This is a genomic window from Cryobacterium soli (assembly GCF_003611035.1).
In the GTDB taxonomy this organism is placed as follows: domain Bacteria; phylum Actinomycetota; class Actinomycetes; order Actinomycetales; family Microbacteriaceae; genus Cryobacterium; species Cryobacterium soli.
Map to the genome: position 1 here is coordinate 3,615,688 of NZ_CP030033.1, position 20,675 is coordinate 3,636,362.

Here is a 20,675-nt window from a genome sequence, read left to right on the forward strand (position 1 = left end):
GCTGGTCGCTCGTTCACAGCGTTCACTAAGCTGACCGCCATGTATGCGCTGTTCTCGATTGTGATTCTGGTGCTCGTCGTTGCTGCCCTCGTGGACATCATCACGCGACAGGACGGCCAGGTGAAGCATCTGCCCAAGGTGGTCTGGGTTCTCCTGGTGATCTTCCTCCCGATGATCGGCAGCCTGCTCTGGTTTGTGATCGGACACGACTACGACACCCCGGTGGTGCGTCCGCAGTTGGGTGCGCCCCGGCGTCGCGCGGGTTCCGCCTCGAGCGCGGAGGCGACCCCCACGGCCCAGGCGGAACGGCGGATCAGCAGCACCGAGGAACAACTCGCTTCGCTGGACCGCGAGATCGCGTTCCACGCAGAGCAGGCGCGCATCCGCCGCATCGAAGCCGAACTGGCCGAACGCCGTCGGCTGGCCGAAGGACCCTGACGACGATCGACGTGCGGGGGCCGCGGTGACGGGCTAGGCTCGTGTTTGTGGTTATAGACAACAAAATGCCCCCGGCCGTGGTCCGCTCCGAGTACGACAAGATGATCGCGGGGGAGTGGTACCGCTACCGGTCCGGGCCCGAACTTGCCGAGTTGACGACCAGCACGCAGCGCACCTGCCGGCAGATCACTGCCCTCTACGACGACGACCAGGCCGCGGCGCACGCCTTGTTCGTGGGGATGCTGGCCAGTGTCGGCGAGGGCGCCGACTTCAGGCCTCCGCTCTACCTCGACTACGGCTCCCGGCTGCGGGTGGGCGCCAACACGTTCATCAACGCTGACTTCCTGGCACTCGGCGGCGGCGAGATCACCATCGGCGCCAACGTGCTGGTGGGCCCCAGTGCCCGCTTCTACACGCCCAGCCATGCCGTCGACGTCGTCGAGCGCCGGGCCGGATATGAGCGGGTTTCCCCGATCGTGATCGAAGATGACGTGTGGCTCGGCGGTAATGTCGTGGTCTGCCCGGGCGTCACCATCGGGGCCGGGAGCATCATCGGTGCGGGCTCCGTGGTCACGCGGGACGTTCCGCCAGGAGTCATCGCCGTGGGCAACCCGGCGCGGGTCGTGCGGGCTATCGGCCCTGACGACCGGGTCGGGCTGGACGCGGCCTGATTCGTCGGCTCAGAGCAGGCCGAGGATCTCCCGGCGTTTGGCGTCATACTCGGCCTCGGTGACGAGCCCCTGGGCACGCAGCTGATCGAGCTGCGCCAGCCGGGCCGCGGGGTCCGTCGGGTTGCCGGAGCTTGCCGGGCGTCGCCGCGCAAGATACACGACCGTGAGCACCACGGCCAGCGCGATCAGGAGCATCGCGGCGAGGACGCCCGCGATGATGAGAAAGTGCCAGCCGGTCAGATTGCTGATCATATGAATCCCCCTGTGCCGGCGCGTTCGGCCGGACGCCGAGAGTCTATCCAGGCGGCGAGCGAGCGTACGCTGGAAGGATGACAACAACATCCCAGCACGCGCTCCCCTCCGGGTTCGGAGCGCGCACCACCGCCACCGAGGTGCTCGCCGGCATCGACGTGAACGGCCGCACGGCCATCGTCACCGGCGGCTACTCCGGCTTGGGCATCGAGACCGTTGCGGCGCTCGCCGCCGCGGGCGCTCGGGTCCTGGTGCCGGCCCGCCGGCCCGAGGTTGCCCGCGCCGCGCTCGACGCCCGCGGGTTGTCCGATGTTGAGGTTGAGACTCTCGACCTCGCCGACCTTGGCAGCGTACGCGCCTTCGCGGACCGCTTCCTGGCGTCCGGGCGCAGCCTCGACATCCTGATCAACAACGCCGCCATCATGGCCTCCCCTGAAGCCCGCGTCGGCGACGGCTGGGAGTCCCAGTTCGCCACCAACCACCTGGGCCACTATGTGCTCACCAACCTGCTCTGGCCCGCTCTGGCAGCCGGCGGGGGAGCCCGCGTCGTGGCCCTGTCGTCGACAGGGCACAAGCTCAGCGGCATCCGTTTCGACGACCCGCAGTTCGAGACGGGCTACGACAAGTGGCTGGCGTACGGTCAGGCCAAGACCGCCGACAGCCTGTTCGCGGTGCAGCTGGACGCCCTCGGCGCTGAGCAGGGCGTGCGCGCGTTCGCCGTGCACCCGGGTGGCATCATGACCGAACTGCAGCGACACCTGCCGCGCGAGGAGATGATCGCTTCCGGGTGGATGACCGAGGACGGCACCGTGAACTCCGTGTTCAAGACGCCGGAGCAGGGCGCCGCGACGGCGACCTGGGCGGCGACCTCCCCGATGCTCGACGGCCGGGGCGGCGTCTACTGCGAAGACTGCGACATCGCCGAGCCCACAGTGCCGGGCAGCGACACCGCGCGCATCCGGGGTGTGGACGCGCACGCGATCGACCCCACGGATGCCGCACGCCTCTGGGCGCTCTCGGCCGAGCTCACCGGCGTCAACGCGTTCGCCTAACCTGCCTCCGCCCATCTCCGCGGGCCGAGCAGTGGGCCCGGGCGGGCGGCGGGTTAGGCGGGGAGGGCGCTGAGGTAGTCGTCGACGTCGACCGGCTGGCGCACGGCGGGCTTGGTGGTCTCGGGGATCCCGCCCACGTAGAGCCAGCCGAGTAGCTCCTCGCCAGCGGCGAGACCGTGCACCTGGCGCACCGGTTCGGCGCGAGTGTGCCCGCCGGTGCGCCACATCACGCCCCAGCCCGCGTCCTCGAGCAGCAGGCCGAGGAAGTGGGCCACGCCGGCGGCGGCCGCGTCCTGCTCCCAGGCCGGGACCTTGTGGCTCGGCCCTCGGCTGGCCACCAGGGCCAGCAGCAACGAGGCGCGCAGGGGCTTGCCGGCCAGTTTGACGGCGGCCGGCCCCTCGAGGCCCGCGGCCGTCACGAACGCGTCGCCGAGGGCGGCCCGGGCATCGCCGCGCAGCTCGATGATCCGCCACGGTCGCAGCGCGCCATGGTCGGAGGCGCGCGCGGCCGCCTGGATCAGGGGGACCAGCTCGTCGCGGCCGGGCGCATCCGTGGTGACCACGGAATACGACCGGCGCGACGCGATCGCGTCAAGAACCGCCGACAAAACCGTTACTCGACGGGAGTGAAGTTGAGCGAGATCGAGTTCATGCAGTACCGGTCGCCGGTAGGCGTGCCGAAACCGTCGTCGAACACGTGACCAAGGTGCGAACCACAGGCTGCGCAACGCACCTCGGTGCGAACCACGCCCAGCGAGCGGTCTTCGATGAGCTCGACGGCCTCGGGGCGCACCGACTCATAGAAGCTCGGCCAGCCGCAACCGGAATCGAACTTGGTGCCGCTCTTGAACAGCTCGGCGTTGCAGGCGCCGCAGGTGTAGACGCCTGACCGTCCCTCGTCGAGGAGTTCGCCGGTCCAGGCACGCTCGGTCGCAGCGCCGCGCAACACGGCGTACTGCTCGGGGGAAAGCTCGGCCTTCCATTCGGCGTCAGACTTGGTGACCTCGTAGTCCATGGTGCGTCCCTTCAATACTTCTGTGCGGCATTACTCGTGCGGGTGGCTCAGCGGGCGGATTGCTGCCTCCAGCCTAAACTCGGCCGGGGCCCCGGGCATTCCCGTGGCCAGGGGATTCCCAGCCGCACGGCCTGCCCGCCCGTGGCGGGCGGTGACGATCAGGACAGGCCGCGCCGGTCAGCGAAAACCCAGTCCCCGCCAAATAGGATGACGCGTATGGCGACCAGCGAGCACGGCGAGAGCGATCGGGGCGCCGACGGCGTCACGGCGCTCGGCCCCCGCGACACCGCGGTGCTCGCTTTCGAACGGCGCTGGTGGTCCCACCCCGGCGCCAAGGAACAGGCGATCCGGGCCGAGTTCGGCCTCTCGGCTGCCCGCTACTATCAAGTGTTGGGTGCCCTGCTTGACTCCCCGCTTGCCCTCGCTCACGATCCCATGCTGGTCAAACGCCTGCAGCGGATGCGTGACGCGCGGTCCCAGGCCCGGTCGCGCCGGGCCATCCGCCCCATCGAGTAGGACACTCCTACCGCGTGTTCAGCCAAACGAGGATCGAACCAGACTCACGATGCCCACTTCGTACCCGAAAGACCGCTTCGACGACCTTCCGCACAAGCTCGACCGCGTGGGGGCGCACCGAGCCCCCGGTCGGAAGGGCCGCCGGTGGGTGGCCTTCTGGTGGGCGCTGGCGGCGACGGCCCTGCTCATCGGCGTGGGGGCGATCGGACTGACTGTGCTCAACAACCGGCTTAATTTCACGATCCCCGGCATCACCGCCGAGACCGGTACGGAGACGGCGACCGAGGCACCCGCCGCCGAGGTCGTGCCCACGGCCGAGCCCACCACCGACCCCAGTGCGAGTGTCACAGTGCTCAACGGCACCGCCACCAGCGGTGTCGCCCGCTCGGTGGGCGAACTGCTGACGGGCAGCGGCTGGAGCGTCGGCACCATGAGCGACGCGGACACCGAAGACGTCGCCACGACGACCGTGTACTACGCGGATCCCGCCCTGGAGGGCGCTGCGCGCGGGGTTGCGGCGCTGCTGCCCAATTCGACAATCCTGCTCTCCAGCGACTTCGCGGGCTCGGATGCCACGCTGACCGTTGTGGTCGGAGCCGACTACGCGATGCCGGCCGGTTGACCGCCGGATTCCTACCGGCCTGAGGGCCGCCAGTCAACCCCCTGTCGATCCCCGCTTTCGTTACTACTATCTGCAGTGGTCGCTCATTTTATGCGAGTTGCGTTCTCAACCTGAGAGCGCTCTTTCGCGGACGGTGGACGCAGCTACTGCGCCAGGCCCGGTAACACCAGCGGGTGAAAGCCGAAAGATAACACTGCACTAGGGGAGTTTCACATGGCGAACGGAACCGTCAAATGGTTCAACGCTGAAAAGGGTTTCGGCTTCATCACGGTCGATGGAGGTGGGCAGGACGTCTTCGTCCACTATTCCGCTATTGACATGCACGGATACAAGGTTCTCGAAGAAGGCCAGCACGTCGTCTTTGAACTCGGTACCGGAGCCAAAGGTCCGCAGGCAGAGTCGGTTCGTCCGGCGTAGCCCACGCGTAGAACAGCCGGTCCCAACGGGCCGGCAGCACACAACTGAACAGGCACCGACGATGTATCGGTTCCCGTGACGGTCAGCACGCCACCCATCTTGTCCCGCTCGGCAGACATACCTCGCGGAGCTAAGGTGTGTGGCGTGACTGCGTTACGGATGACCACGCCCGCTCGAGGCCCCCGCTTCCGCCGCGCCGGCATCCGCGCCTGGGCCGCCATCGTGCTGATCGGCGCCGTGGGTGCCCTGACGGGCTGTGTCACCGGGCCGCCCACCGCCCCGAGTCCCTCTGCGGAGACGCCCGCCGTGGCCCCGTTGCGCGGCACCCCGATCGACCCGGCGGAAGCGGAGCATCCGTCTCTGGCCGTGAAGATCGACAACCTCGCCGCCGCCCGGCCGCAGATCGGCCTCGAGCGGGCTGATCTGGTCTTCGAGGAGCTGGTCGAGGGCGGGCTCACCCGGTATGCCGCCCTGTGGCACTCCGATGTGCCCGACGACGTGGGACCGGTGCGCTCGATCCGGCCCATGGACCCGGACCTGCTGAGCCCGTTCGGCGGAATCGTGGCCTACTCCGGCGGGCAGCCGCAGTTCGTCGAGGCCATGCAGAACACCCCGGTGCTCAACGTGATCTTCGACCGGGATGACAGCGGAGCATTCCGGCGCGTGGACGACCGGGAATCGCCGCATGACGTCGTGCTCAGCGCGGCCGATCTCGTCGACCGGCATCCAGACCTCGCCGCGCCCGAACGGCAGTTCGACTACGCCGACAGCGCGGCCGCCGCCGGGGCGGCCACGGCAGGCGAAGCCGCCGGCACCATCGTCACCCGGTTCTCCGATTCCAGCGAGCGCTCCTGGACCTGGGACCCCGCCGGCGCCGCGTACCTGCGCAGTCAGGACGGCGCGCCCGATTTGGACGCCGACGACACCCGGCTGTCCGCCACCAACGTGGTGGTGCTCAGCGTCAGCGTCGACCGCAGCACCGACGTGCCCCGTACCCTCCTGGAGGGCACGGGCCAGGCCTGGGTGTCGGCCAACGGGTCGACCCTGCCCGCAACCTGGACCAAGGAGGCTCCGGCGGCCCCGATCCGGTTGACGGATGCCGACGGCGCGGCCATCGACCTCGCACCGGGCAATACCTGGATCGAACTGGTGCCCACCGACGGTGGCGGTGCCGTCGAGATCCAGCCGTAACCCGGTCCTGCAGGGGCATCGTGCAGCCGACGTTCACTTGCACTCTCGACCCCAGAGTGCCAGAATCGGTTTAGCACTCTGTGGTTTGGAGTGCTAACCCATCATCGTTTTGGTAACGTCCGGGAGGGACGAGAAACACATATGGCAAAGATCATTGCTTTCAATGAAGAGGCCCGTCGCGGCCTGGAGCGCGGCCTGAACATCCTCGCTGACACGGTCAAGGTGACCCTCGGCCCGCGCGGACGCAACGTCGTGCTGGAGAAGAAGTGGGGCGCCCCCACGATCACCAACGACGGCGTGTCCATCGCCAAGGAGATCGAACTCGACGACCCGTACGAGAAGATCGGTGCCGAGCTCGTCAAGGAGGTCGCCAAGAAGACTGACGACGTCGCCGGCGACGGTACCACCACCGCCACCGTCCTCGCTCAGGCGCTGGTCCGCGAAGGCCTGCGCAACGTCGCAGCCGGCGCCGACCCGATCAGCCTCAAGCGCGGCATCGAGAAGGCCACCGCTGCGGTCATCGCAGAGCTCATCTCCAGCGCCAAGGAGATCGAGACCAAGGAAGAGATCGCGGCCACGGCCTCCATCTCCGCCGGCGACGCCGAGATCGGCGCGATCATCGCCGAAGCCATCGACAAGGTCGGCAAGGAAGGCGTTGTCACCGTCGAGGAGTCGAACACCTTCGGCACCGAGCTCGAGCTCACCGAGGGCATGCGCTTCGACAAGGGCTTCCTGTCGGCGTACTTCGTCACCGACCCCGACCGTCAGGAAGCGGTCTTCGAAGACCCCTACATCCTGATCGTCAACTCCAAGGTCTCCAACATCAAGGACCTGCTGCCGATCGTCGACAAGGTCATCCAGAGCGGCAAGCAGCTGCTCATCATCGCCGAGGACGTCGACGGCGAGGCCCTGGCCACGCTCGTTGTGAACAAGATCCGCGGCATCTTCAAGTCCGTTGCCGTCAAGGCTCCGGGCTTCGGCGACCGTCGTAAGGCGCAGCTGCAGGACATCGCCATCCTCACCGGTGGCCAGGTCATCTCCGAGGAGGTCGGCCTCAAGCTCGAGAACGTCACCCTCGACCTGCTCGGTAACGCCCGCAAGGTCGTCATCACCAAGGACGAGACCACCATCGTCGAGGGTGCCGGCGACGCCGACGCCATCGCCGGTCGCGTTCAGCAGATCCGCAACGAGATCGAGAACACGGACTCCGACTACGACCGTGAGAAGCTCCAGGAGCGTCTCGCCAAGCTCGCCGGTGGCGTTGCCGTCATCAAGGCCGGCGCCGCGACGGAGGTTGAGCTCAAGGAGCGCAAGCACCGCATCGAAGACGCCGTCCGTAACGCGAAGGCAGCCGTCGAAGAGGGCATCGTCGCCGGTGGTGGCGTGGCCCTCATCCAGGCCGGCAAGACCGCGTTCGAGAGCAAGGCCATCCTTGACCTCGTCGGCGACGAGGCAACGGGCGCGAACATCGTGCGCGTCGCCATCGACGCTCCGCTCAAGCAGATCGCACTCAACGCCGGCATGGAGCCGGGCGTTGTCGCCGACAAGGTGCGCAACCTTCCCGTCGGGTTCGGCCTCAACGCCGCAACCGGCGAGTACGTCGACATGATCGCTGCCGGCATCAATGACCCGGTGAAGGTCACCCGCTCCGCGCTGCTGAACGCATCGTCGATCGCCGGACTGTTCCTCACCACCGAGGCCGTCGTCGCCGACAAGCCCGAGAAGAACCCGGCCCCGGCCGGCGACCCCTCGGGTGGCATGGACTTCTAAGTCCCGCCAGCAGTACCGCACGACCGGTAGTACCGCACGACCACAGGCTGGGCGTCTCCCTCGGGAGGCGCCCAGCCTTCGTCGTACCGCCGCCCGCCGCCGCCAGGCCCGCCCTAGCGCGCGAACAGCCGGGCGTTGGCCTGCTCCACCTCCGCATATTGCTGACCGGCCTGGCCGAGCGCCTGGTTGAGTGCATCCGCGCTCTGCTCCACGTGCTGTTGGGTCGTGCGCCAGGCCGACACCGCCCCTTGGAACTGGGCGGCGGCCTGCCCTGACCAGGAGCCCTCCAGCCCGGTGAGCTGCCCGAGGAGGGCGGCCACTTCGGCCTGGATACGCCCCATGGCGGCGCGCGCCGCGCCGGTAGTGCTGATCAGGGCCTCGCTGTCGACCTGGAACTGGGTCATGGTTCTCTCCGCTCGCTCGCCTGGACGACCGGTCGGCCGCCTACGGTTGACGGTACGACCCTCAGCCGGCCCGCCGCAGTGCGTCCCTGCGCTCTGGGGAAAACCGCGGCACGACGGCGCTGGGGAGGACCGGGCAGGCCCGCCCCTGCACGCGGCCGGAGCGGTCAGGCCTGGGGAGCCGGCAACGCCTGCGGGGCGGCGGGGGACTCCGCCAGCGGGAACCAGACCCGGAAGGTGGCACCGCCGCCCGGCGTTTCGACGACCTCGATGGAGCCGTTGTGGCTGGCCACGATGGACGCCACGATCGCAAGGCCCAGTCCGCTGCCGCCGGTCTCCCGGGCACGGGACGTGTCGGCCCGCCAGAACCGCTGGAAGATCTTGTCGCGAATCTGCGGGGGGATGCCCTCACCGTGGTCGATGACCGAGACGGATGCGCGCTGGTTGCGCCGGTCCACGGCCACCTCGAGCTCCACGGGACTGTCGGCCGGGCTGAAGCGCAGGGCGTTGCCCATCAGGTTGGTGATCACCTGGCGCACCTTGTTCTCCTCGGCCATGATCACGGCGTCGAGGGCCGGCGGAGCCTCGACGGTCTCCATGGTCTCGGCGACCGGAGCAGACGCATCCGTGCGCTTGGGCCGGCGAGTGCGGAGACGGGCAAGAGTGGCACCGGCGAAGGAGATCGTGCCGGTTGTCGAGCCGGACTGTTCGGGCTTGGCCGCGGCGGGTTTGGGGGTGGCCTTGGCCATGCCGGCCTTGCCTGCGGCGGCCTTGCCCACGGCGGCCGCGGTGGCCGGAACGGCGGCCGGCTCGACCGGGCGCGGCGCGGCGTCGGCCACCTCGCCCGTGGAGTGGGCCAGGTCGATCGGCGGTGCCACGATGTCGTCGTTGTACTCGGCAGGACGACTGGTGCGCACGGTGACGCTGCGGCCGGGAGACGAGGCCATGGCATCGAGCGCGGCGTCCTGAGCGAGCGGGAGCAGGTCGACCCGGGTGAGGGCGAGCGGTTTGGTCTCGTCGAGGCGGGCCAACTCGAGGAGATCCTCGACGAGGCCGCCCATCCGGATGGCTTCCTTCTCGATGCGCTCCATCGCCTGGGCGACGTCCTCGGGGGTCTGCAGCGCGCCCATCCGGTAGAGCTCGGCGTACCCGCGCACGGAGACCAGCGGGGTGCGCAGCTCATGGCTGGCGTCACCGACAAATCGGCGCATCTGGTCGATCGTGCGGGCGCGGTCCTTGAAGGCCCGGTCGATGCGGCTGAGCATGGTGTTGAGCGAGCGGTTCAGCCGACCCACCTCGGTGTTGGGAGTGGCTCCGCCCAGGCGTTGGCTGAAGTCGCCGTCGGCGATGGCCGCGGCGGTGCGCTCGGCCTCACGGAGAGGCGCGAAGGTCGTGGTGACGAGCAGACGGGTGAGCATGGCGCCCACCACGACCACGCCGACGCCGAAGCCCAGGAAGATGCTCAGATAGGTGTTGACGGTGTTCTGAGCCGACTGCAGCGACAGTGCGAGGAGGACGGTGCCGTAGGTCCCGCTGGAGTTGATGACGAAAGGCACGGCCACGGCGTGGAACTCCGTGTCGCCCTCGGCGTCGTGGAGTTTCTGGATCGACCCGTCCAGCTCATTGGAACTCTGCAGGTCAAGGGGGATCGTCACGACGGGCAGGCTGGCAACCGGCCGGTCTTGCCACGTACGGGCTTTGAGGTCGCCGTTCTGATCGAACACGGCCACGAAATAGTCGGAGTCCACGACGCCGTTGGCGCTGCTGGCGACGAACGGAGAGTCGAGATAATTGGAGGAGAGTCCCTGCGCGGACGCCTGTAGCCGGGCATCCACTTGCTGCACCATGTAATTCTGCAGGATCACCATGGTGCCCACCCCGGAAACGAGCAGGCCCAGCGTGAGCATCAACACCGTCACACCGGTGATCTTGGAGCGGAGCGAAACCCGGCTCCACGGGTCCATCAATGGCACACGCATGGGTCCAGTCTAGGAAGGGAAACTGGGTCTATGCCTTGGCGGCCTTGAGCATGTAGCCGAAGCCGCGCTTGGTCTGGATCAGCGGCTCGCTGGAGTGCATGTCGACCTTACGGCGGAGGTAGGAGATATAGGACTCCACGATGCCGGCGTCACCGTTGAAGTCGTATTCCCAGACGTGGTCGAGGATCTGCGCCTTGGAGAGCACCCGGTTCGGGTTGAGCATCAGGTAACGCAGCAGCTTGAACTCGGTGGGGCTGAGCTCGATGGGCTGGTCGCCGACGAGGACCTCGTGGGTGTCCTGGTCCATGGTGAGCTCACCGGCGCGGATGACGGCATCCTCGTCGGCGTGCATGGTGCGGCGCAGGATGGCCTTGATGCGGGCCACGATCTCGTCGAGGCTGAACGGCTTGGTGACGTAGTCGTCCCCGCCGACCGTGAGCCCGGTGATCTTGTCCTCGGTGTCGTCTTTCGCCGTGAGGAAGAGAATGGGTGCGGTGTACCCGGCCGAACGCAGGCGCTTGGTCACGCCGAAGCCGTTCATATCGGGCAGCATCACGTCGAGGATGATGAGGTCGGGCTCTTCTTCCAGCACAGCGGAGATCGCCTGGGCACCGTTACCCACGGCCCGCACGGCGAAGCCGGCGAAGCGGAGGCTGGTGGTGAGGAGATCCCGGATATTGGGTTCGTCGTCAACGATAAGGATGCGGGGGCCGTCAGTCATGTCCCTAGTATCTGCGCGTTAGCTGGTGCTTTCCTGTGAGTGGCCGGTACGGGTCCGGGGGAAACGGGGATAGGCCTTTCGGAGTGCGCCGGATGCCTCTACCGTCGAGCCCATGGCGCACCCTGGTGCGCGGGCGGAGGGCCGGGCAGGAGTGGGAGCAGCGGATGAGTGAGGCAACGCAGCAGGGCGCGGCGGGCGAGGACCCGGTGGTCATCGTGGGCGCCGGACTGGCCGGGGCGCGAGCGGCCGAGGCCGTGCGCGACGGCTTCGGCGGGCGGGTCGTGCTCGTGGGCGAGGAGGTGGCCGCGCCGTATATCCGTCCGCCGCTGTCGAAGGAATACCTCGCCGGCACGGCTGACCGAGATTCGGTGGACGTGCATCCGCTGGGCTGGTACGCCGAGCAGGCGATCGAGCGGATCGCCGGCCACCGGGCGGCAGTGCTCGACCGCGGTGCCCACCGTCTCACCCTCGACGACGGCCGCAGCCTGCGCTACAGCCGGCTGCTGCTGGCCACGGGCGCGTCGCCGCGCCCGTTCCCCGGCCCGGGCGCCAGCCTGCCCGGCGTGCACTATTTGCGCAGCGTGGACGACTCCAGCAGGTTGCGCACCGCCCTGGCTGAGGGCGGCCGGCGGGTGGTCATCGTCGGCAGCGGGTGGATCGGACTCGAGGTCGCCGCCACCGCCAAGGGGTACGGCAACGACGTCATCGTGCTCGGCCGTGGGACGGTGCCGTTGGAATCAGCCATCGGCGCCGAGCTGGGCGGGGTGTTCGACCGGCTGCACCGCGACCACGGGGTGCACCTGGGCAATGACACCACCGTCGTGGAGCTCGAGGGCGAGATCCGCAGCGGTGGCACCCGGGTGACCGGGGTGCGGCTGAGCGACCGCACCCTGGTGCGGGCGGACCTGGTGGTGGTGGGCATCGGGGCCACGCCGAACACCCAGCTGGCGTTGGGCTCCGGTCTCGAGGTCGACGACGGCATCGCCGTGTCGGCCACCTTCGCAACGAGTGACCCCGACGTGTTCGCGGTGGGCGACGTGGCGAATGTGTACCACCCGTGCCTGGGGCACGGGCTGCGGGTGGAGCACTGGGCGAACGCCGACACCGCGGGCGCGGCCGCAGGCCGGGCCGTGCTCGGCGACACGACCGGGTACGACGCCATTCCATACTTCTATACCGACCAGTTCGACCTCAGCATGGAGTATTCCGGGTTCGGCGAGCTGGCCTCAGGCGCGGAGCTCGTGTTCCGCGGTGACCGGGCCACGCGGGAGTTCGTGGCCTTCTGGCTCAGGGACGGTCAGGTCGTAGCGGGCATGAACGTGAACGTCTGGGACGTGAACGAAACCGTGCAGCGCCTCATCCGTTCGGGGGTGCGGGTGGATCCGAAGCGGCTGGCGGATGAGAACATAGCTCTGGGGGACCTGCTCACCGGATCGGAGTGACCCGGCCCGCAGTCCCCGACCAGCCCGAGGAGTACAGATGGCCCGTTCGACCGCCGCCGCCGGTGTGATTCTGCCGCGGCTGGACGTGCCGGTGCGCAGGATCGGCGGGCGCGACTTCGACTTCGCCCGCGAGATCGCGGTGATGGCCGTGATCAACCGCACGCCGGACTCCTTCTATGACCGCGGCGCCACGTTCGCCCTCGACGCGGCCGTCGCCGCGGCCCGTGCCGCCGTCGCCGACGGCGCCGACTGGGTCGATATCGGTGGGGCCAAGTTCGCCCCGGGGCCGGCGATCCCCGTCGCCGAGGAGATCGACAGGGTCGTCCCCGTTGTCGCAGCCCTGCAGGGCTCGGGCGCGGTCATCTCCGTCGACACCTTCGACCCCGACGTCGCGCTGGCCGGCATCCGCGCCGGCGCCCACGTCATCAACGACACCACCGGCGTGCACGACCCACGGATGGCCGAGGTCGTCGCCGACAGCGACGCCACCCTGGTGATCACGCACAGCCTGGCCCGCCCGCGCACGCCCTACCCGGCGCCGCAGTACGGCGATGTCGTCGGCGAAGTCGCCGAGTTCCTGCTCGCCCGCGTCGACCGGGCTCTGGCGCACGGGATGCCCGCCGAGCGACTGGTCATCGACCCGGGCCACGACCTGAACAAGAACACCCGGCACTCCCTCGAACTCACCCGCCGGCTGGGCGAGATCACCGCGCTCGGCCTGCCGACGCTTGTAGCGGTGTCCAACAAGGACTTCATCGGCGAGACCCTCGACCGTGACAGGGACCGCCGCGTGGAGGGCACCCTCGCCGCGGCCGTCTACTGCATCCTGCAGGGCGCCCGCATCGTTCGCGTGCACAACGTCGCGGCCGCCGTCGACGCCGTGCACATGACCGAGGCCATCCTGGGCTTCCGTGAGCCCGCCTACCTGCGCCACAACCTCGCCTGATGACCGGCCCTGCAGACCCCGATGGTCCCGACGCTGCCGAGGTGCTCCGCCGCTACCTCGTCGCCGACCGGGCCACGCCGCACCTGAGGGTCAACTTCGTCAGCAGCCTCGACGGAGCCGCCACGCACGACGGCGTCAGCGGAGGCCTCGGCGACGACGCCGACCGGCTGGTCTTCGACACCCTGCGGATGCTCACCGACGTGATCCTGGTGGGCGCCGGAACCGTGCGCGCCGAGGGGTACGGCGGAATCCGGTTCAGCCAGGAGGCCGTGGCCTGGCGGCTCGCCCACGGTCTGTCGGAGCACCCGCCGGTGGCGATCGTGTCCGCCCGGCTCGACCTCGACCCGGCGCACCCGGTGTTCACTCGCGCGGCCACCCGGCCGATCGTGGTGACCCGGGGGCAGGCGCCCGCCGAGCGACGGGCGGCACTGGCGGCGGTGGCCGACGTGCTGGTCTGTGGGGAGGCATCCGTGGACCACTCGCTGATGCTGACCACCCTGACCGAGCGGGGCTACCCGCAGGTGCTCTGCGAGGGCGGCCCCAGCCTGTTCGGGTCGCTGGTGGCCGCCGATGCCGTGGACGAGCTCTGCCTCACCCTGGCGCCGCTGATCGAGTCCGGTTCCGCCCGCCGCATCGCCGCCGCCGCGGAGGCCACACCGCGCCGGATGCGCCTCCTGCACGCCCTCCCGGCCGGCGACACCCTCCTCCTCCGCTACCAGCGGGCCCGCGAATTGTGACCTAGGCCACAAAAAACCCGGATTCTTGGGGCTTTTCTCGCAGTTCGCGGTGGGGGTCAGGGGACCGGGGCGGGGGTGGGAGCGTCGAGCGCGTGCGCGTCGAGGATCGTGTAGGAGTAGCCCTGCTCGGCGAGGAAGCGCTGCCGGTTCTGGGCGAAGTCCTGGTCGACGGTGTCGCGGGCCACGAGCGTGTAGAAGCTCGCGGTGAGGCCGGACTCCTTGGGGCGCAGCAGCCGCCCGAGCCGCTGGGCCTCCTCCTGGCGCGAGCCGTAGGAGCCGGACACCTGGATCGCCACCGACGCCTCGGGCAGGTCGATCGAGAAGTTCGCCACCTTGGAGACCACGAGCAGCTTCTCCTCGCCCACCCGGAACGCCTGGTAGAGCCGTTCGCGCTCGTTCACGGGCGTCGCACCGGTGAGCGTGGGGGCCTGCAAGACCTCGGCGAGCTCGTCGATTTGGTCGAGGTACTGGCCGATCACGAGGATGCGTTCGCCCGGGTGCATCGCGACCAGCTGCTTCACGACGTCCAACTTGGCCGGCGCTGTCGCTGCCATCCGATAACGCTCGTCATCGGGGGCGGCGGCGTAGCTGAGCCGTTCGGCGTGGGGCAGGTCGATGCGCACCTCGTAGCAGGCGGCGGGAGAGATGAAGCCCTGGGCCTCGATCTCCTTCCACGGGGCGTCGAAGCGTTTGGGGCCGATCAGGCTGAACACGTCGCCCTCGCGACCGTCCTCCCGCACCAGGGTGGCGGTGAGGCCGAGCCGGCGGCGCGCCTGCAGTTCGGCGGTGAGCTTGAACACGGGTGCGGGAAGCAGGTGCACCTCGTCGTAGATCACCAGGCCCCAGTCCATGGCGTCGAGCAGCGCGAGGTGGGCGTATTCGCCTTTTCGCTTGGCCGTGAGGATCTGGTACGTCGCGATGGTGACGGGTTTGACCTCCTTCACCTGTCCGGAGTACTCGCCGATCTCCTCGGCCGTGAGCGTGGTGCGCTTGAGCAGCTCGTCGCGCCACTGCCGGGCGGACACGGTGTTGGTCACCAGGATCAAGGTGTTGGTCTTTGCGGTGGCCATCGCGCCGGCGCCCACCAGCGTCTTGCCGGCGCCGCAGGGCAGCACGACCACCCCGGAGCCCGCGTCGAAGAAGTTGGCGACGGCCTTGTTCTGGTAGTCGCGCAGCGCCCAGCCGTTCTCGAGCAGCGCGATGTCGTGCGGCGTGCCCGGCGTGTAGCCGGCGAGGTCTTCGGCGGGCCAGCCGAGCTTCACGAGTTCCTGTTTGAGCTGCCCGCGCGCCCACGGCGCCACCAGGAACGACTCCGGCGTGGGGTGCCCGACCAGCAGTGGGGCGATCCGGCGGGCGCCGGCGACCTCGGTGAGCACGGGGGAGTCGGTGCTGCGCAGCACCAGCTGCCCCTCGTCGTCACGGTCGATCACCAGACGGCCGTACCGGCCGACGGTCTCCTCGAGGTCGACGGTGACCGACGCCGGAATCGGGAACTTGGAGTACTTCTCGAGCGTGGCCAGCATGTTCGCGGCGTCGTGGCCGGCCGCGCGCGCGTTCCAGAGGCCGAGACGGGTGATCCGGTAGGTGTGGATGTGCTCGGGCGCGCGTTCCAGCTCGGCGAACACGGCCAGGTCGTGCCGGGCATCCTCGGCCAGAGGGTGCGCGACTTCGAGCAGAACCGTGCGGTCACTTTGGACGATCAGCGGGCCATCGGACATAACCGTCAATGGTACGCCCGTGCGCCGCGAGCCTCAGCCCCACTATGCGGGGTGACGCCGCCGCTCAGGGCGCGGGCAGGATGCTGACGATGCTCGACAGCGGCAGCGTGCGTTCGATGTCGGCCCGACGGTCACGGGCGCGGAACCGCCCGCCGCCGACACTGGCGGGTTCGAGGAGGTAGTCCACCACCTCGCCGTCGGGCATCTGAACGCTCACCTGAACGGTCTGGCGGTGCTTGATCGCCGAGTCGAGTTGCCGGGCCAGCCAGGCGTGCGCGGCCTTCGCCTCGCCGCCGTCCGTGGCGCGCAGTTCCGCGACGAGGGCCACGGTGGGATCCGGCGACTCCGGGCGGTGCGCCGGTACCCGGGGGTGCCGGCGCAGGTGCACGATCTCGCCGGCCGGGTTCTCGGCGGCGACCGGATAGCGGGCGTCGGTGAGTGCCCAGAACACGGCCTCGGGCGAGTGTGCGCTGGTCAGCCGGGTGGGCGAGAGCGTGGTCAGAGTCAACGCCGAGAGCGTCTGGTCGACCGCGATGGCGCCGAGCGCCGCCGTATCGTCGGACCTGATGTAGCTCGCACCATCCGGCTGGGTCGCATCCACGCTGCCAACGCGCACCCGCCCGTACCGGTCGGCGGCGTCGCGGATGAGGTAGTCCACCGGTTGCGGGATTCCGGTCAGTGAGATGGAACCGAGGAAGGCCAGCAGCGTCTCGGCGTCGTCGCCGGTGGCCAGGGCGCGATTGACGGAGGGGCCGCTCAACCTGTAGCTGGAAGCCAGTTCGCGGCTCTCGACATCCGCGAACGTGCGCAGCCGTGCGTCGATCGCCGGCGACAGCGGGCCGGGCGCCACGATCGAGAGGTCGTGTTGCAGATAGACCGTTCCCACCTCGGCGGGCAGCGACGCGGTGATCAGACCGATCGCGCCGTCGATGTCGCCGGCGAGAACGGATGCTCCGGCCGCGCTGGTGGATTGCCGGGCGGTGATGCCGATCAGTTCGCCGTCCCGGGCGAAGTCGGCGATGCGCGCGTCCATCCAGGTGCCGCCGGCCGGGTAGAGCCAGGCGACGAAGCGGTGCAGGGCGTCGCCCCAGGCGACCTCGGGACGGCCCGCCACGATCTGCCGGATGTCTGCGGGCAGCGCAGCGAGCCAGGACCGGGCCAGCACGCCCCAACGGGCGCCGGCTCCGTCGACCAGCCAGGCCTCCCCGGCGGCCGATTCCGCCCAATAGCCGGCGTCGAGGACCACAAGTTCGGCGCGGGCGGCGATGCTGACCAGCGCGGCGACGTCGTCGAGGTCGACGCCCATCGCGGCCGAGAGTCGCTTGGTATCGGGCAGGCCGAGTCCGCCGCGGCTGAGCTCGCGGGCGGGCTCGCGGTCGAGCTCGGTGAGCAACTCCGCGATCGCGGACACCGAGGTGAGAGCCCGCTCGGCGGCGAGCCGTTCGGTGAAGCGGCCCTCGGTGGCCGAGAGTGGTGCCAGCGGTGTGGGGGCGGGCACGCCGGCCAGCTCGGCGGCGCTGGGCAACCCCTGCGCGGGCCAGTCGCGCAGTCCCGCGGTGACGGCGGGGTATGGCCGTACGGTGTCGCCGACGCGTGCGAGCAGCATCAGGTCGGCCAGCCGGTCGATGCGGGCGTTCATCTCCTCGGCGGGACCGGTGTCGTGGCCCAGGTCGGCCAGCCCCTCGGTGAGCTCGTCGAGAGTGGGGGCGCCCAGTTCGCCGGCCACTGCCAGCACGGCCAGCGTGCCGCGGTCCAGATGAGACAGTGCCGACTGGATGGCGTCGGGGTCGAGCAGGGCCTCTGCCAGGTCGAAGAAGTCGTGGATGCCGTGGGCCGGGATCGATCGGAGGGCGATCGTGCGGCGCAATGCTGCGTCGTCCAGTGCGCGAAGGCGGGAGGCGAGCGTCAGCATGGGTGTTACTCCCGGTTCTGTCGAGCCTCGCGTGCACGGCGGATTCCACTGACGATCATCAGCGTGATGATCAGGAGGAAGCCGAGGGGGAGGCCGAACAGGGGCAGGGTGAGTACGGCGGGCCACACTCCCTGGCTGAACCCGTCGTTGTCGCCGGCGCCGGCGGCAGTGCCGAGGATGACGGCGAGGAAGGCCAGGATGGACAGGCCGACCACACCCGCGACCATGTAGGCCAGGATCTTCTCGAGCCGGCCGGGGTCGTGTGGAGTTTGAGTGGTCACAGACCAAGGATACGGGGCATAGTCAGCTACAACGGAATAAGCTGGGTCAGGTTGGCACGCATTCTGCGCGCCCCAAAATCACAGCGAGGTTCAGATGCCCACCGGCAAAGTCAAGTTCTACGACGAGGAGAAGGGTTTTGGCTTCATCAGTTCCGATGATGGCCAGGAGGTCTTCCTGCACGCATCCGCGGTGCCCGCCGGAGTGACGGTGAAGGCCGGGATGAAGCTCGAGTTCGGCATCGCCGATGGCAAGCGCGGCGCGCAGGCGCTGTCGGTGCGGGTCATCGAGGCTCCGCCGAGCCTGGCCAAGCTCAGCCGCAAGCCGGCCGACGACATGGCCATCATCGTGGAAGACCTCGTCAAACTGCTCGACGGAATCGGCTCGAGCCTGCGCCGCGGACGTTACCCCGACAGCGCACACGGCAAGAAGATCGCGGCGATGCTGCGCAAGGTTGCCGAGGAACTGGATGCGTGATCCGTTCGATCCCACTCCGCCGCCCGCCCGGCCCGTTGAGACGACCGCGGAGCACGCTCTCGTAGCCGAGACGCCCGCTGACGTGACTGCTTCCGACGCGGTGCCGGCCGAGACTGATCCGGCCGCTGACCACGCGGCACCCTCAGAGGATGTCCCGATCAGCGCCGACGCCGCCACGGAGGTCGACGATGACGAGGTCTTCGAGGCCGACGAGGTGCTCGTCGGGGCAACCGACCAGGCCCGGACGGCTCTGGAGCTGATCACCCCGGCCGACACCATCGGGGAACCCCTCGGTTACATCGTCGAGGGGGAGCACGTGCTCTCGCTGCTCTTCGATTGCCTGATGACCGGTTACCCGGGGTGGCGCTGGACGGTGAGCCTGTCGCGGGTCGACGGCGAATCCGAGCCCCAGGTGCTCGAAACCGAGCTCATGCCCGGCGACGACGCGCTGCTCGCGCCGGAATGGGTGCCGTGGAGCGACCGGTTGGCTGACTCCAAGCTGGCCGAGGAACTCGCCGCGGCCGCCTTGACCGACGCCGACGATGACGACGACAGCGACGATGACGACGACAGCGACGACGACAGCGACGACGACGACAGCGACGATGACGACGACAGCGATGATGACGACGACGACGACAGCGATGATGACGACGACGATGATGAGGCCGACCTGCACGCCGACGACCTCGCCGATGACGGCATCGACGAGGCCCTAGCGGCGGCGGACCAGCACGAAGGCGAGTCCGGCCAGGCCGAGGGCCAGCCCGATCGCGGCGCACCACAGCCACCAGCCCAGGCCGGCGTCGCCCAGTTCAGTTCGGAAAACGAGCGCTAGAACCAGGGCAACCAGCCAGACGGCCGAACCCACCGCCACCGCTTTCCGCGCATTCGCGCGGGCGGGCACGGGGTCCGGCCGTCTTTCGCTGTCCTTGAGCCACAGGCGCATGAGAGCGACTAACCCAGGTTGGCCACTACGTACTCGATCGACGAGACGAGCTTCCGCACATCTGCCGGTTCGATGGCGGTGAAGGTGGCCACGCGCAGCTGGTTGCGGCCGAGCTTGCGGTACGGCTCGGTGTCGACGATGCCGTTGGCGCGCAGCACCTTGGCGATAGAGGCGGCGTCGATGGCGTCGTCGAAGTCGATCGTGGCGACGACCTGTGAGCGGTGGCTCGGGTCGGTCACGAACGGCGTGGCGTAATCCACGGTCGCGGCCCAGTCGTAGAGCACGGATGACGATTCCTGCGTGCGTGCCGACGCCCAGGCGAGTCCGCCGTTGCCGTTGATCCAGTCCAGCTGGTTCTCCATCAGCAGCAGCGTCGACAGCGCGGGGGTGTTGAGCGTCTGGTTGAGGCGCGAGTTGTCGATCGCGTTCTTGAGGCTGAGGAATTCGGGAATGTACCGGCCGCTGGCGGCGACGCGCTCCACGCGTTCGATCGCCGCGGCGGAGAAGAGCGCGAACCAGATGCCGCCGTCGGAGGCGAGGTTCTTCTGCGGGGCGAAGTAGTAGACATCCGCCTGGTCGGCGGCGAAGTCGATGCCCGCGGCGGCGCTGGTGGCGTCGATCACCGTGAGCGCGCCGGCGTCACCGTGCACCCGGGTGACCGGGGCCATCACGCCGGTCGAGGTTTCGTTCTGGGGCCACGCGTACACGTCGACGCCCTCGGTGGGAACGGCCTCGGCACGTGACCCGGCGGGTGCCTTGATCACATCGGGGGCGGTGAGGAACGGTGCGGCGGCGGCGGCGGCGAACTTGCCGCCGAACTCGCCGAAGACGAGGTTCTGGGCGCGGGTCTCGATGAGCGAGAACGCGGCGGCGTCCCAGAACGCGGTCGAGCCGCCGTTGCCCATGATGATCTCGTAGCCCTCGGGGGCGCGGAACAGGTCGCTGAGACCGGTGCGCACCCGCCCGACCAGGTTCTTCACCGGTGCCTGACGGTGGGAGGTGCCCAGAATGCTCGCGCCGGCGCCGGAGAGGTAGTCGAGCTGCTCCCGGCGGATCTTGGACGGGCCGCAGCCAAAACGTCCGTCGGCGGGCAGCAAGTCAGTGGGGATCTGTAGGTCCGGCATATCTGGATTCTAGTTGGCCGGGTCGCACGGGTAGTGTTGTGGCGTT

23 protein-coding genes and 1 pseudogene are annotated in these 20,675 nt (G+C 69.1%); 13 read left to right on the forward strand and 11 right to left on the reverse strand.

Translation table 11 applies throughout. The features are described 5' to 3' along the window. Positions 1-39: 39 nt before the first annotated feature. A complete protein-coding gene (locus tag DOE79_RS16800) occupies positions 40-438 on the forward strand; it encodes a PLD nuclease N-terminal domain-containing protein (RefSeq protein WP_120339475.1) in 399 nt (132 codons plus the stop codon). Between the two features lie 65 nt (positions 439-503). Next, on the forward strand, positions 504-1,109 hold the full coding sequence (locus DOE79_RS16805) for a sugar O-acetyltransferase (RefSeq protein WP_220094249.1): 606 nt from the start codon (positions 504-506) through the stop codon (positions 1,107-1,109). Between the two features lie 9 nt (positions 1,110-1,118). Here DOE79_RS16805 and DOE79_RS16810 read toward each other — a convergent pair whose 3' ends face one another. After that, the gene (locus DOE79_RS16810; protein ID WP_162942809.1) at positions 1,119-1,361 is read right to left on the reverse strand and encodes an SHOCT domain-containing protein; all 243 of its coding nucleotides are present in this window, start codon (positions 1,359-1,361) and stop codon (positions 1,119-1,121) included. Positions 1,362-1,438: 77 nt separating this feature from the next. On the opposite strand from DOE79_RS16810, the gene DOE79_RS16815 reads away from it, so the two are divergent. Then, positions 1,439-2,413: an SDR family NAD(P)-dependent oxidoreductase gene (locus tag DOE79_RS16815; protein WP_120339477.1), complete on the forward strand. Its 975-nt coding sequence runs from the start codon at positions 1,439-1,441 to the stop codon at positions 2,411-2,413. A gap of 53 nt (positions 2,414-2,466) precedes the next feature. Here the strand turns inward: DOE79_RS16815 and DOE79_RS16820 are convergent, their stop codons facing one another. Continuing rightward, entirely contained in the window at positions 2,467-3,021 is a 555-nt protein-coding gene (locus tag DOE79_RS16820) for a nitroreductase family protein (RefSeq protein ID WP_120339478.1), read from the reverse strand. 5 nt (positions 3,022-3,026) lie between these two features. After that, complete coding sequence (gene msrB / locus DOE79_RS16825; protein ID WP_066597342.1) at positions 3,027-3,428, reverse strand: peptide-methionine (R)-S-oxide reductase MsrB; 402 nt, start codon at positions 3,426-3,428, stop codon at positions 3,027-3,029. A 207-nt stretch (positions 3,429-3,635) separates the two neighbouring features. Between msrB and DOE79_RS16830 the strand changes: the two genes are divergently transcribed. From DOE79_RS16830 to groL, 5 genes are all read left to right on the forward strand, one after another. Beyond that, complete coding sequence (locus DOE79_RS16830; protein WP_120339479.1) at positions 3,636-3,944, forward strand: DUF3263 domain-containing protein; 309 nt, start codon at positions 3,636-3,638, stop codon at positions 3,942-3,944. 49 nt (positions 3,945-3,993) lie between these two features. Then, positions 3,994-4,566 carry a LytR C-terminal domain-containing protein gene (locus tag DOE79_RS16835; protein WP_120339480.1) on the forward strand — a complete coding sequence of 191 codons (573 nt, stop codon included), beginning with the start codon at positions 3,994-3,996 and terminating at the stop codon, positions 4,564-4,566. 213 nt (positions 4,567-4,779) lie between these two features. Further along, on the forward strand, positions 4,780-4,983 hold the full coding sequence (locus tag DOE79_RS16840) for a cold-shock protein (protein ID WP_066597336.1): 204 nt from the start codon (positions 4,780-4,782) through the stop codon (positions 4,981-4,983). Positions 4,984-5,127: 144 nt separating this feature from the next. After that, entirely contained in the window at positions 5,128-6,174 is a 1,047-nt protein-coding gene (locus tag DOE79_RS16845; RefSeq protein WP_162942810.1) for a DUF3048 domain-containing protein, read from the forward strand. A 141-nt stretch (positions 6,175-6,315) separates the two neighbouring features. After that, positions 6,316-7,944, forward strand: a complete 1,629-nt coding sequence (gene groL, locus DOE79_RS16850) for a chaperonin GroEL (protein ID WP_066597333.1) — start codon at positions 6,316-6,318, stop codon at positions 7,942-7,944. A 113-nt stretch (positions 7,945-8,057) separates the two neighbouring features. On the opposite strand, the gene DOE79_RS16855 is transcribed toward groL, so the two are convergent. The 3 genes from DOE79_RS16855 to DOE79_RS16865 form a co-directional block, all read right to left on the reverse strand. Continuing rightward, positions 8,058-8,348 carry a WXG100 family type VII secretion target gene (locus tag DOE79_RS16855; RefSeq protein WP_120339482.1) on the reverse strand — a complete coding sequence of 97 codons (291 nt, stop codon included), beginning with the start codon at positions 8,346-8,348 and terminating at the stop codon, positions 8,058-8,060. A 164-nt stretch (positions 8,349-8,512) separates the two neighbouring features. Then, entirely contained in the window at positions 8,513-10,324 is a 1,812-nt protein-coding gene (locus DOE79_RS16860; RefSeq protein ID WP_120339483.1) for a sensor histidine kinase, read from the reverse strand. A gap of 28 nt (positions 10,325-10,352) precedes the next feature. Continuing rightward, positions 10,353-11,045 (reverse strand): response regulator transcription factor, encoded by a 693-nt coding sequence (locus DOE79_RS16865; protein ID WP_066597326.1) that lies wholly within the window; start codon positions 11,043-11,045, stop codon positions 10,353-10,355. 164 nt (positions 11,046-11,209) lie between these two features. On the opposite strand from DOE79_RS16865, the gene DOE79_RS16870 reads away from it, so the two are divergent. Genes DOE79_RS16870 through DOE79_RS16880 form a run of 3 tightly spaced genes read left to right on the forward strand, consistent with a single transcriptional unit; the run spans position 11,210 to position 14,170 of the window. Further along, a complete protein-coding gene (locus DOE79_RS16870) occupies positions 11,210-12,487 on the forward strand; it encodes an NAD(P)/FAD-dependent oxidoreductase (protein ID WP_120339484.1) in 1,278 nt (425 codons plus the stop codon). 37 nt (positions 12,488-12,524) lie between these two features. After that, positions 12,525-13,433: a dihydropteroate synthase gene (gene folP / locus DOE79_RS16875; RefSeq protein ID WP_120339485.1), complete on the forward strand. Its 909-nt coding sequence runs from the start codon at positions 12,525-12,527 to the stop codon at positions 13,431-13,433. Beyond that, positions 13,433-14,170: a pyrimidine reductase family protein gene (locus DOE79_RS16880; RefSeq protein ID WP_120339486.1), complete on the forward strand. Its 738-nt coding sequence runs from the start codon at positions 13,433-13,435 to the stop codon at positions 14,168-14,170. Before folP ends, DOE79_RS16880 begins: the two co-directional genes overlap by 1 nt. A gap of 56 nt (positions 14,171-14,226) precedes the next feature. Here DOE79_RS16880 and DOE79_RS16885 read toward each other — a convergent pair whose 3' ends face one another. From DOE79_RS16885 to DOE79_RS16895, 3 genes are all read right to left on the reverse strand, one after another. Beyond that, positions 14,227-15,888: a DNA repair helicase XPB gene (locus DOE79_RS16885; RefSeq protein ID WP_120339487.1), complete on the reverse strand. Its 1,662-nt coding sequence runs from the start codon at positions 15,886-15,888 to the stop codon at positions 14,227-14,229. A gap of 64 nt (positions 15,889-15,952) precedes the next feature. Beyond that, the gene (locus DOE79_RS16890; protein WP_120339488.1) at positions 15,953-17,800 is read right to left on the reverse strand and encodes a helicase-associated domain-containing protein; all 1,848 of its coding nucleotides are present in this window, start codon (positions 17,798-17,800) and stop codon (positions 15,953-15,955) included. A gap of 5 nt (positions 17,801-17,805) precedes the next feature. Continuing rightward, a complete protein-coding gene (locus DOE79_RS16895; protein ID WP_162942811.1) occupies positions 17,806-18,081 on the reverse strand; it encodes a multidrug ABC transporter ATPase in 276 nt (91 codons plus the stop codon). A gap of 94 nt (positions 18,082-18,175) precedes the next feature. On the opposite strand from DOE79_RS16895, the gene DOE79_RS16900 reads away from it, so the two are divergent. Both DOE79_RS16900 and DOE79_RS16905 read left to right on the forward strand, forming a co-directional pair. Next, positions 18,176-18,556 (forward strand): cold-shock protein, encoded by a 381-nt coding sequence (locus tag DOE79_RS16900; RefSeq protein ID WP_066597311.1) that lies wholly within the window; start codon positions 18,176-18,178, stop codon positions 18,554-18,556. Then, entirely contained in the window at positions 18,549-19,394 is an 846-nt protein-coding gene (locus tag DOE79_RS16905; RefSeq protein ID WP_120339490.1) for a DUF3027 domain-containing protein, read from the forward strand. The genes DOE79_RS16900 and DOE79_RS16905 overlap by 8 nt, the downstream gene beginning before the upstream one ends. On the opposite strand, the pseudogene DOE79_RS20965 reads toward DOE79_RS16905, so the two are convergent. Both DOE79_RS20965 and serC read right to left on the reverse strand, forming a co-directional pair. Next, a pseudogene (locus tag DOE79_RS20965) lies at positions 19,335-19,505 on the reverse strand (DUF2530 domain-containing protein); the annotation flags it as partial. The gene DOE79_RS16905 and the pseudogene DOE79_RS20965 overlap by 60 nt on opposite strands. 8 nt (positions 19,506-19,513) lie before the next feature. Then, positions 19,514-20,629, reverse strand: coding sequence for a phosphoserine transaminase (gene serC, locus DOE79_RS16915; protein ID WP_120339492.1), 1,116 nt, complete (start codon positions 20,627-20,629; stop codon positions 19,514-19,516). Positions 20,630-20,675 lie beyond the last annotated feature (46 nt).

What these genes read in the sequence shown, in the direction of transcription:
- groL (WP_066597333.1), top strand. Translation starts at nt 6,316, where the DNA reads ATGGCAAAGATCATTGCTTTCAATGAAGAGGCCCGTCGCGGCCTGGAG.
- DOE79_RS16800 (WP_120339475.1), top strand. Translation starts at nt 40, where the DNA reads ATGTATGCGCTGTTCTCGATTGTGATTCTGGTGCTCGTCGTTGCTGCC.
- DOE79_RS16900 (WP_066597311.1), top strand. Translation starts at nt 18,176, where the DNA reads ATGCCCACCGGCAAAGTCAAGTTCTACGACGAGGAGAAGGGTTTTGGC.
- DOE79_RS16885 (WP_120339487.1), bottom strand. Translation starts at nt 15,888, where the DNA reads ATGTCCGATGGCCCGCTGATCGTCCAAAGTGACCGCACGGTTCTGCTC.
- DOE79_RS16860 (WP_120339483.1), bottom strand. Translation starts at nt 10,324, where the DNA reads ATGCGTGTGCCATTGATGGACCCGTGGAGCCGGGTTTCGCTCCGCTCC.
- DOE79_RS16880 (WP_120339486.1), top strand. Translation starts at nt 13,433, where the DNA reads ATGACCGGCCCTGCAGACCCCGATGGTCCCGACGCTGCCGAGGTGCTC.
- DOE79_RS16805 (WP_220094249.1), top strand. Translation starts at nt 504, where the DNA reads ATGCCCCCGGCCGTGGTCCGCTCCGAGTACGACAAGATGATCGCGGGG.
- DOE79_RS16840 (WP_066597336.1), top strand. Translation starts at nt 4,780, where the DNA reads ATGGCGAACGGAACCGTCAAATGGTTCAACGCTGAAAAGGGTTTCGGC.
- DOE79_RS16865 (WP_066597326.1), bottom strand. Translation starts at nt 11,045, where the DNA reads ATGACTGACGGCCCCCGCATCCTTATCGTTGACGACGAACCCAATATC.
- DOE79_RS16905 (WP_120339490.1), top strand. Translation starts at nt 18,549, where the DNA reads ATGCGTGATCCGTTCGATCCCACTCCGCCGCCCGCCCGGCCCGTTGAG.
- DOE79_RS16810 (WP_162942809.1), bottom strand. Translation starts at nt 1,361, where the DNA reads ATGATCAGCAATCTGACCGGCTGGCACTTTCTCATCATCGCGGGCGTC.
- DOE79_RS16855 (WP_120339482.1), bottom strand. Translation starts at nt 8,348, where the DNA reads ATGACCCAGTTCCAGGTCGACAGCGAGGCCCTGATCAGCACTACCGGC.
- DOE79_RS16830 (WP_120339479.1), top strand. Translation starts at nt 3,636, where the DNA reads ATGACGCGTATGGCGACCAGCGAGCACGGCGAGAGCGATCGGGGCGCC.
- DOE79_RS16815 (WP_120339477.1), top strand. Translation starts at nt 1,439, where the DNA reads ATGACAACAACATCCCAGCACGCGCTCCCCTCCGGGTTCGGAGCGCGC.
- folP (WP_120339485.1), top strand. Translation starts at nt 12,525, where the DNA reads ATGGCCCGTTCGACCGCCGCCGCCGGTGTGATTCTGCCGCGGCTGGAC.
- msrB (WP_066597342.1), bottom strand. Translation starts at nt 3,428, where the DNA reads ATGGACTACGAGGTCACCAAGTCTGACGCCGAATGGAAGGCCGAGCTT.
- serC (WP_120339492.1), bottom strand. Translation starts at nt 20,629, where the DNA reads ATGCCGGACCTACAGATCCCCACTGACTTGCTGCCCGCCGACGGACGT.
- DOE79_RS16835 (WP_120339480.1), top strand. Translation starts at nt 3,994, where the DNA reads ATGCCCACTTCGTACCCGAAAGACCGCTTCGACGACCTTCCGCACAAG.
- DOE79_RS16890 (WP_120339488.1), bottom strand. Translation starts at nt 17,800, where the DNA reads ATGCTGACGCTCGCCTCCCGCCTTCGCGCACTGGACGACGCAGCATTG.
- DOE79_RS16870 (WP_120339484.1), top strand. Translation starts at nt 11,210, where the DNA reads ATGAGTGAGGCAACGCAGCAGGGCGCGGCGGGCGAGGACCCGGTGGTC.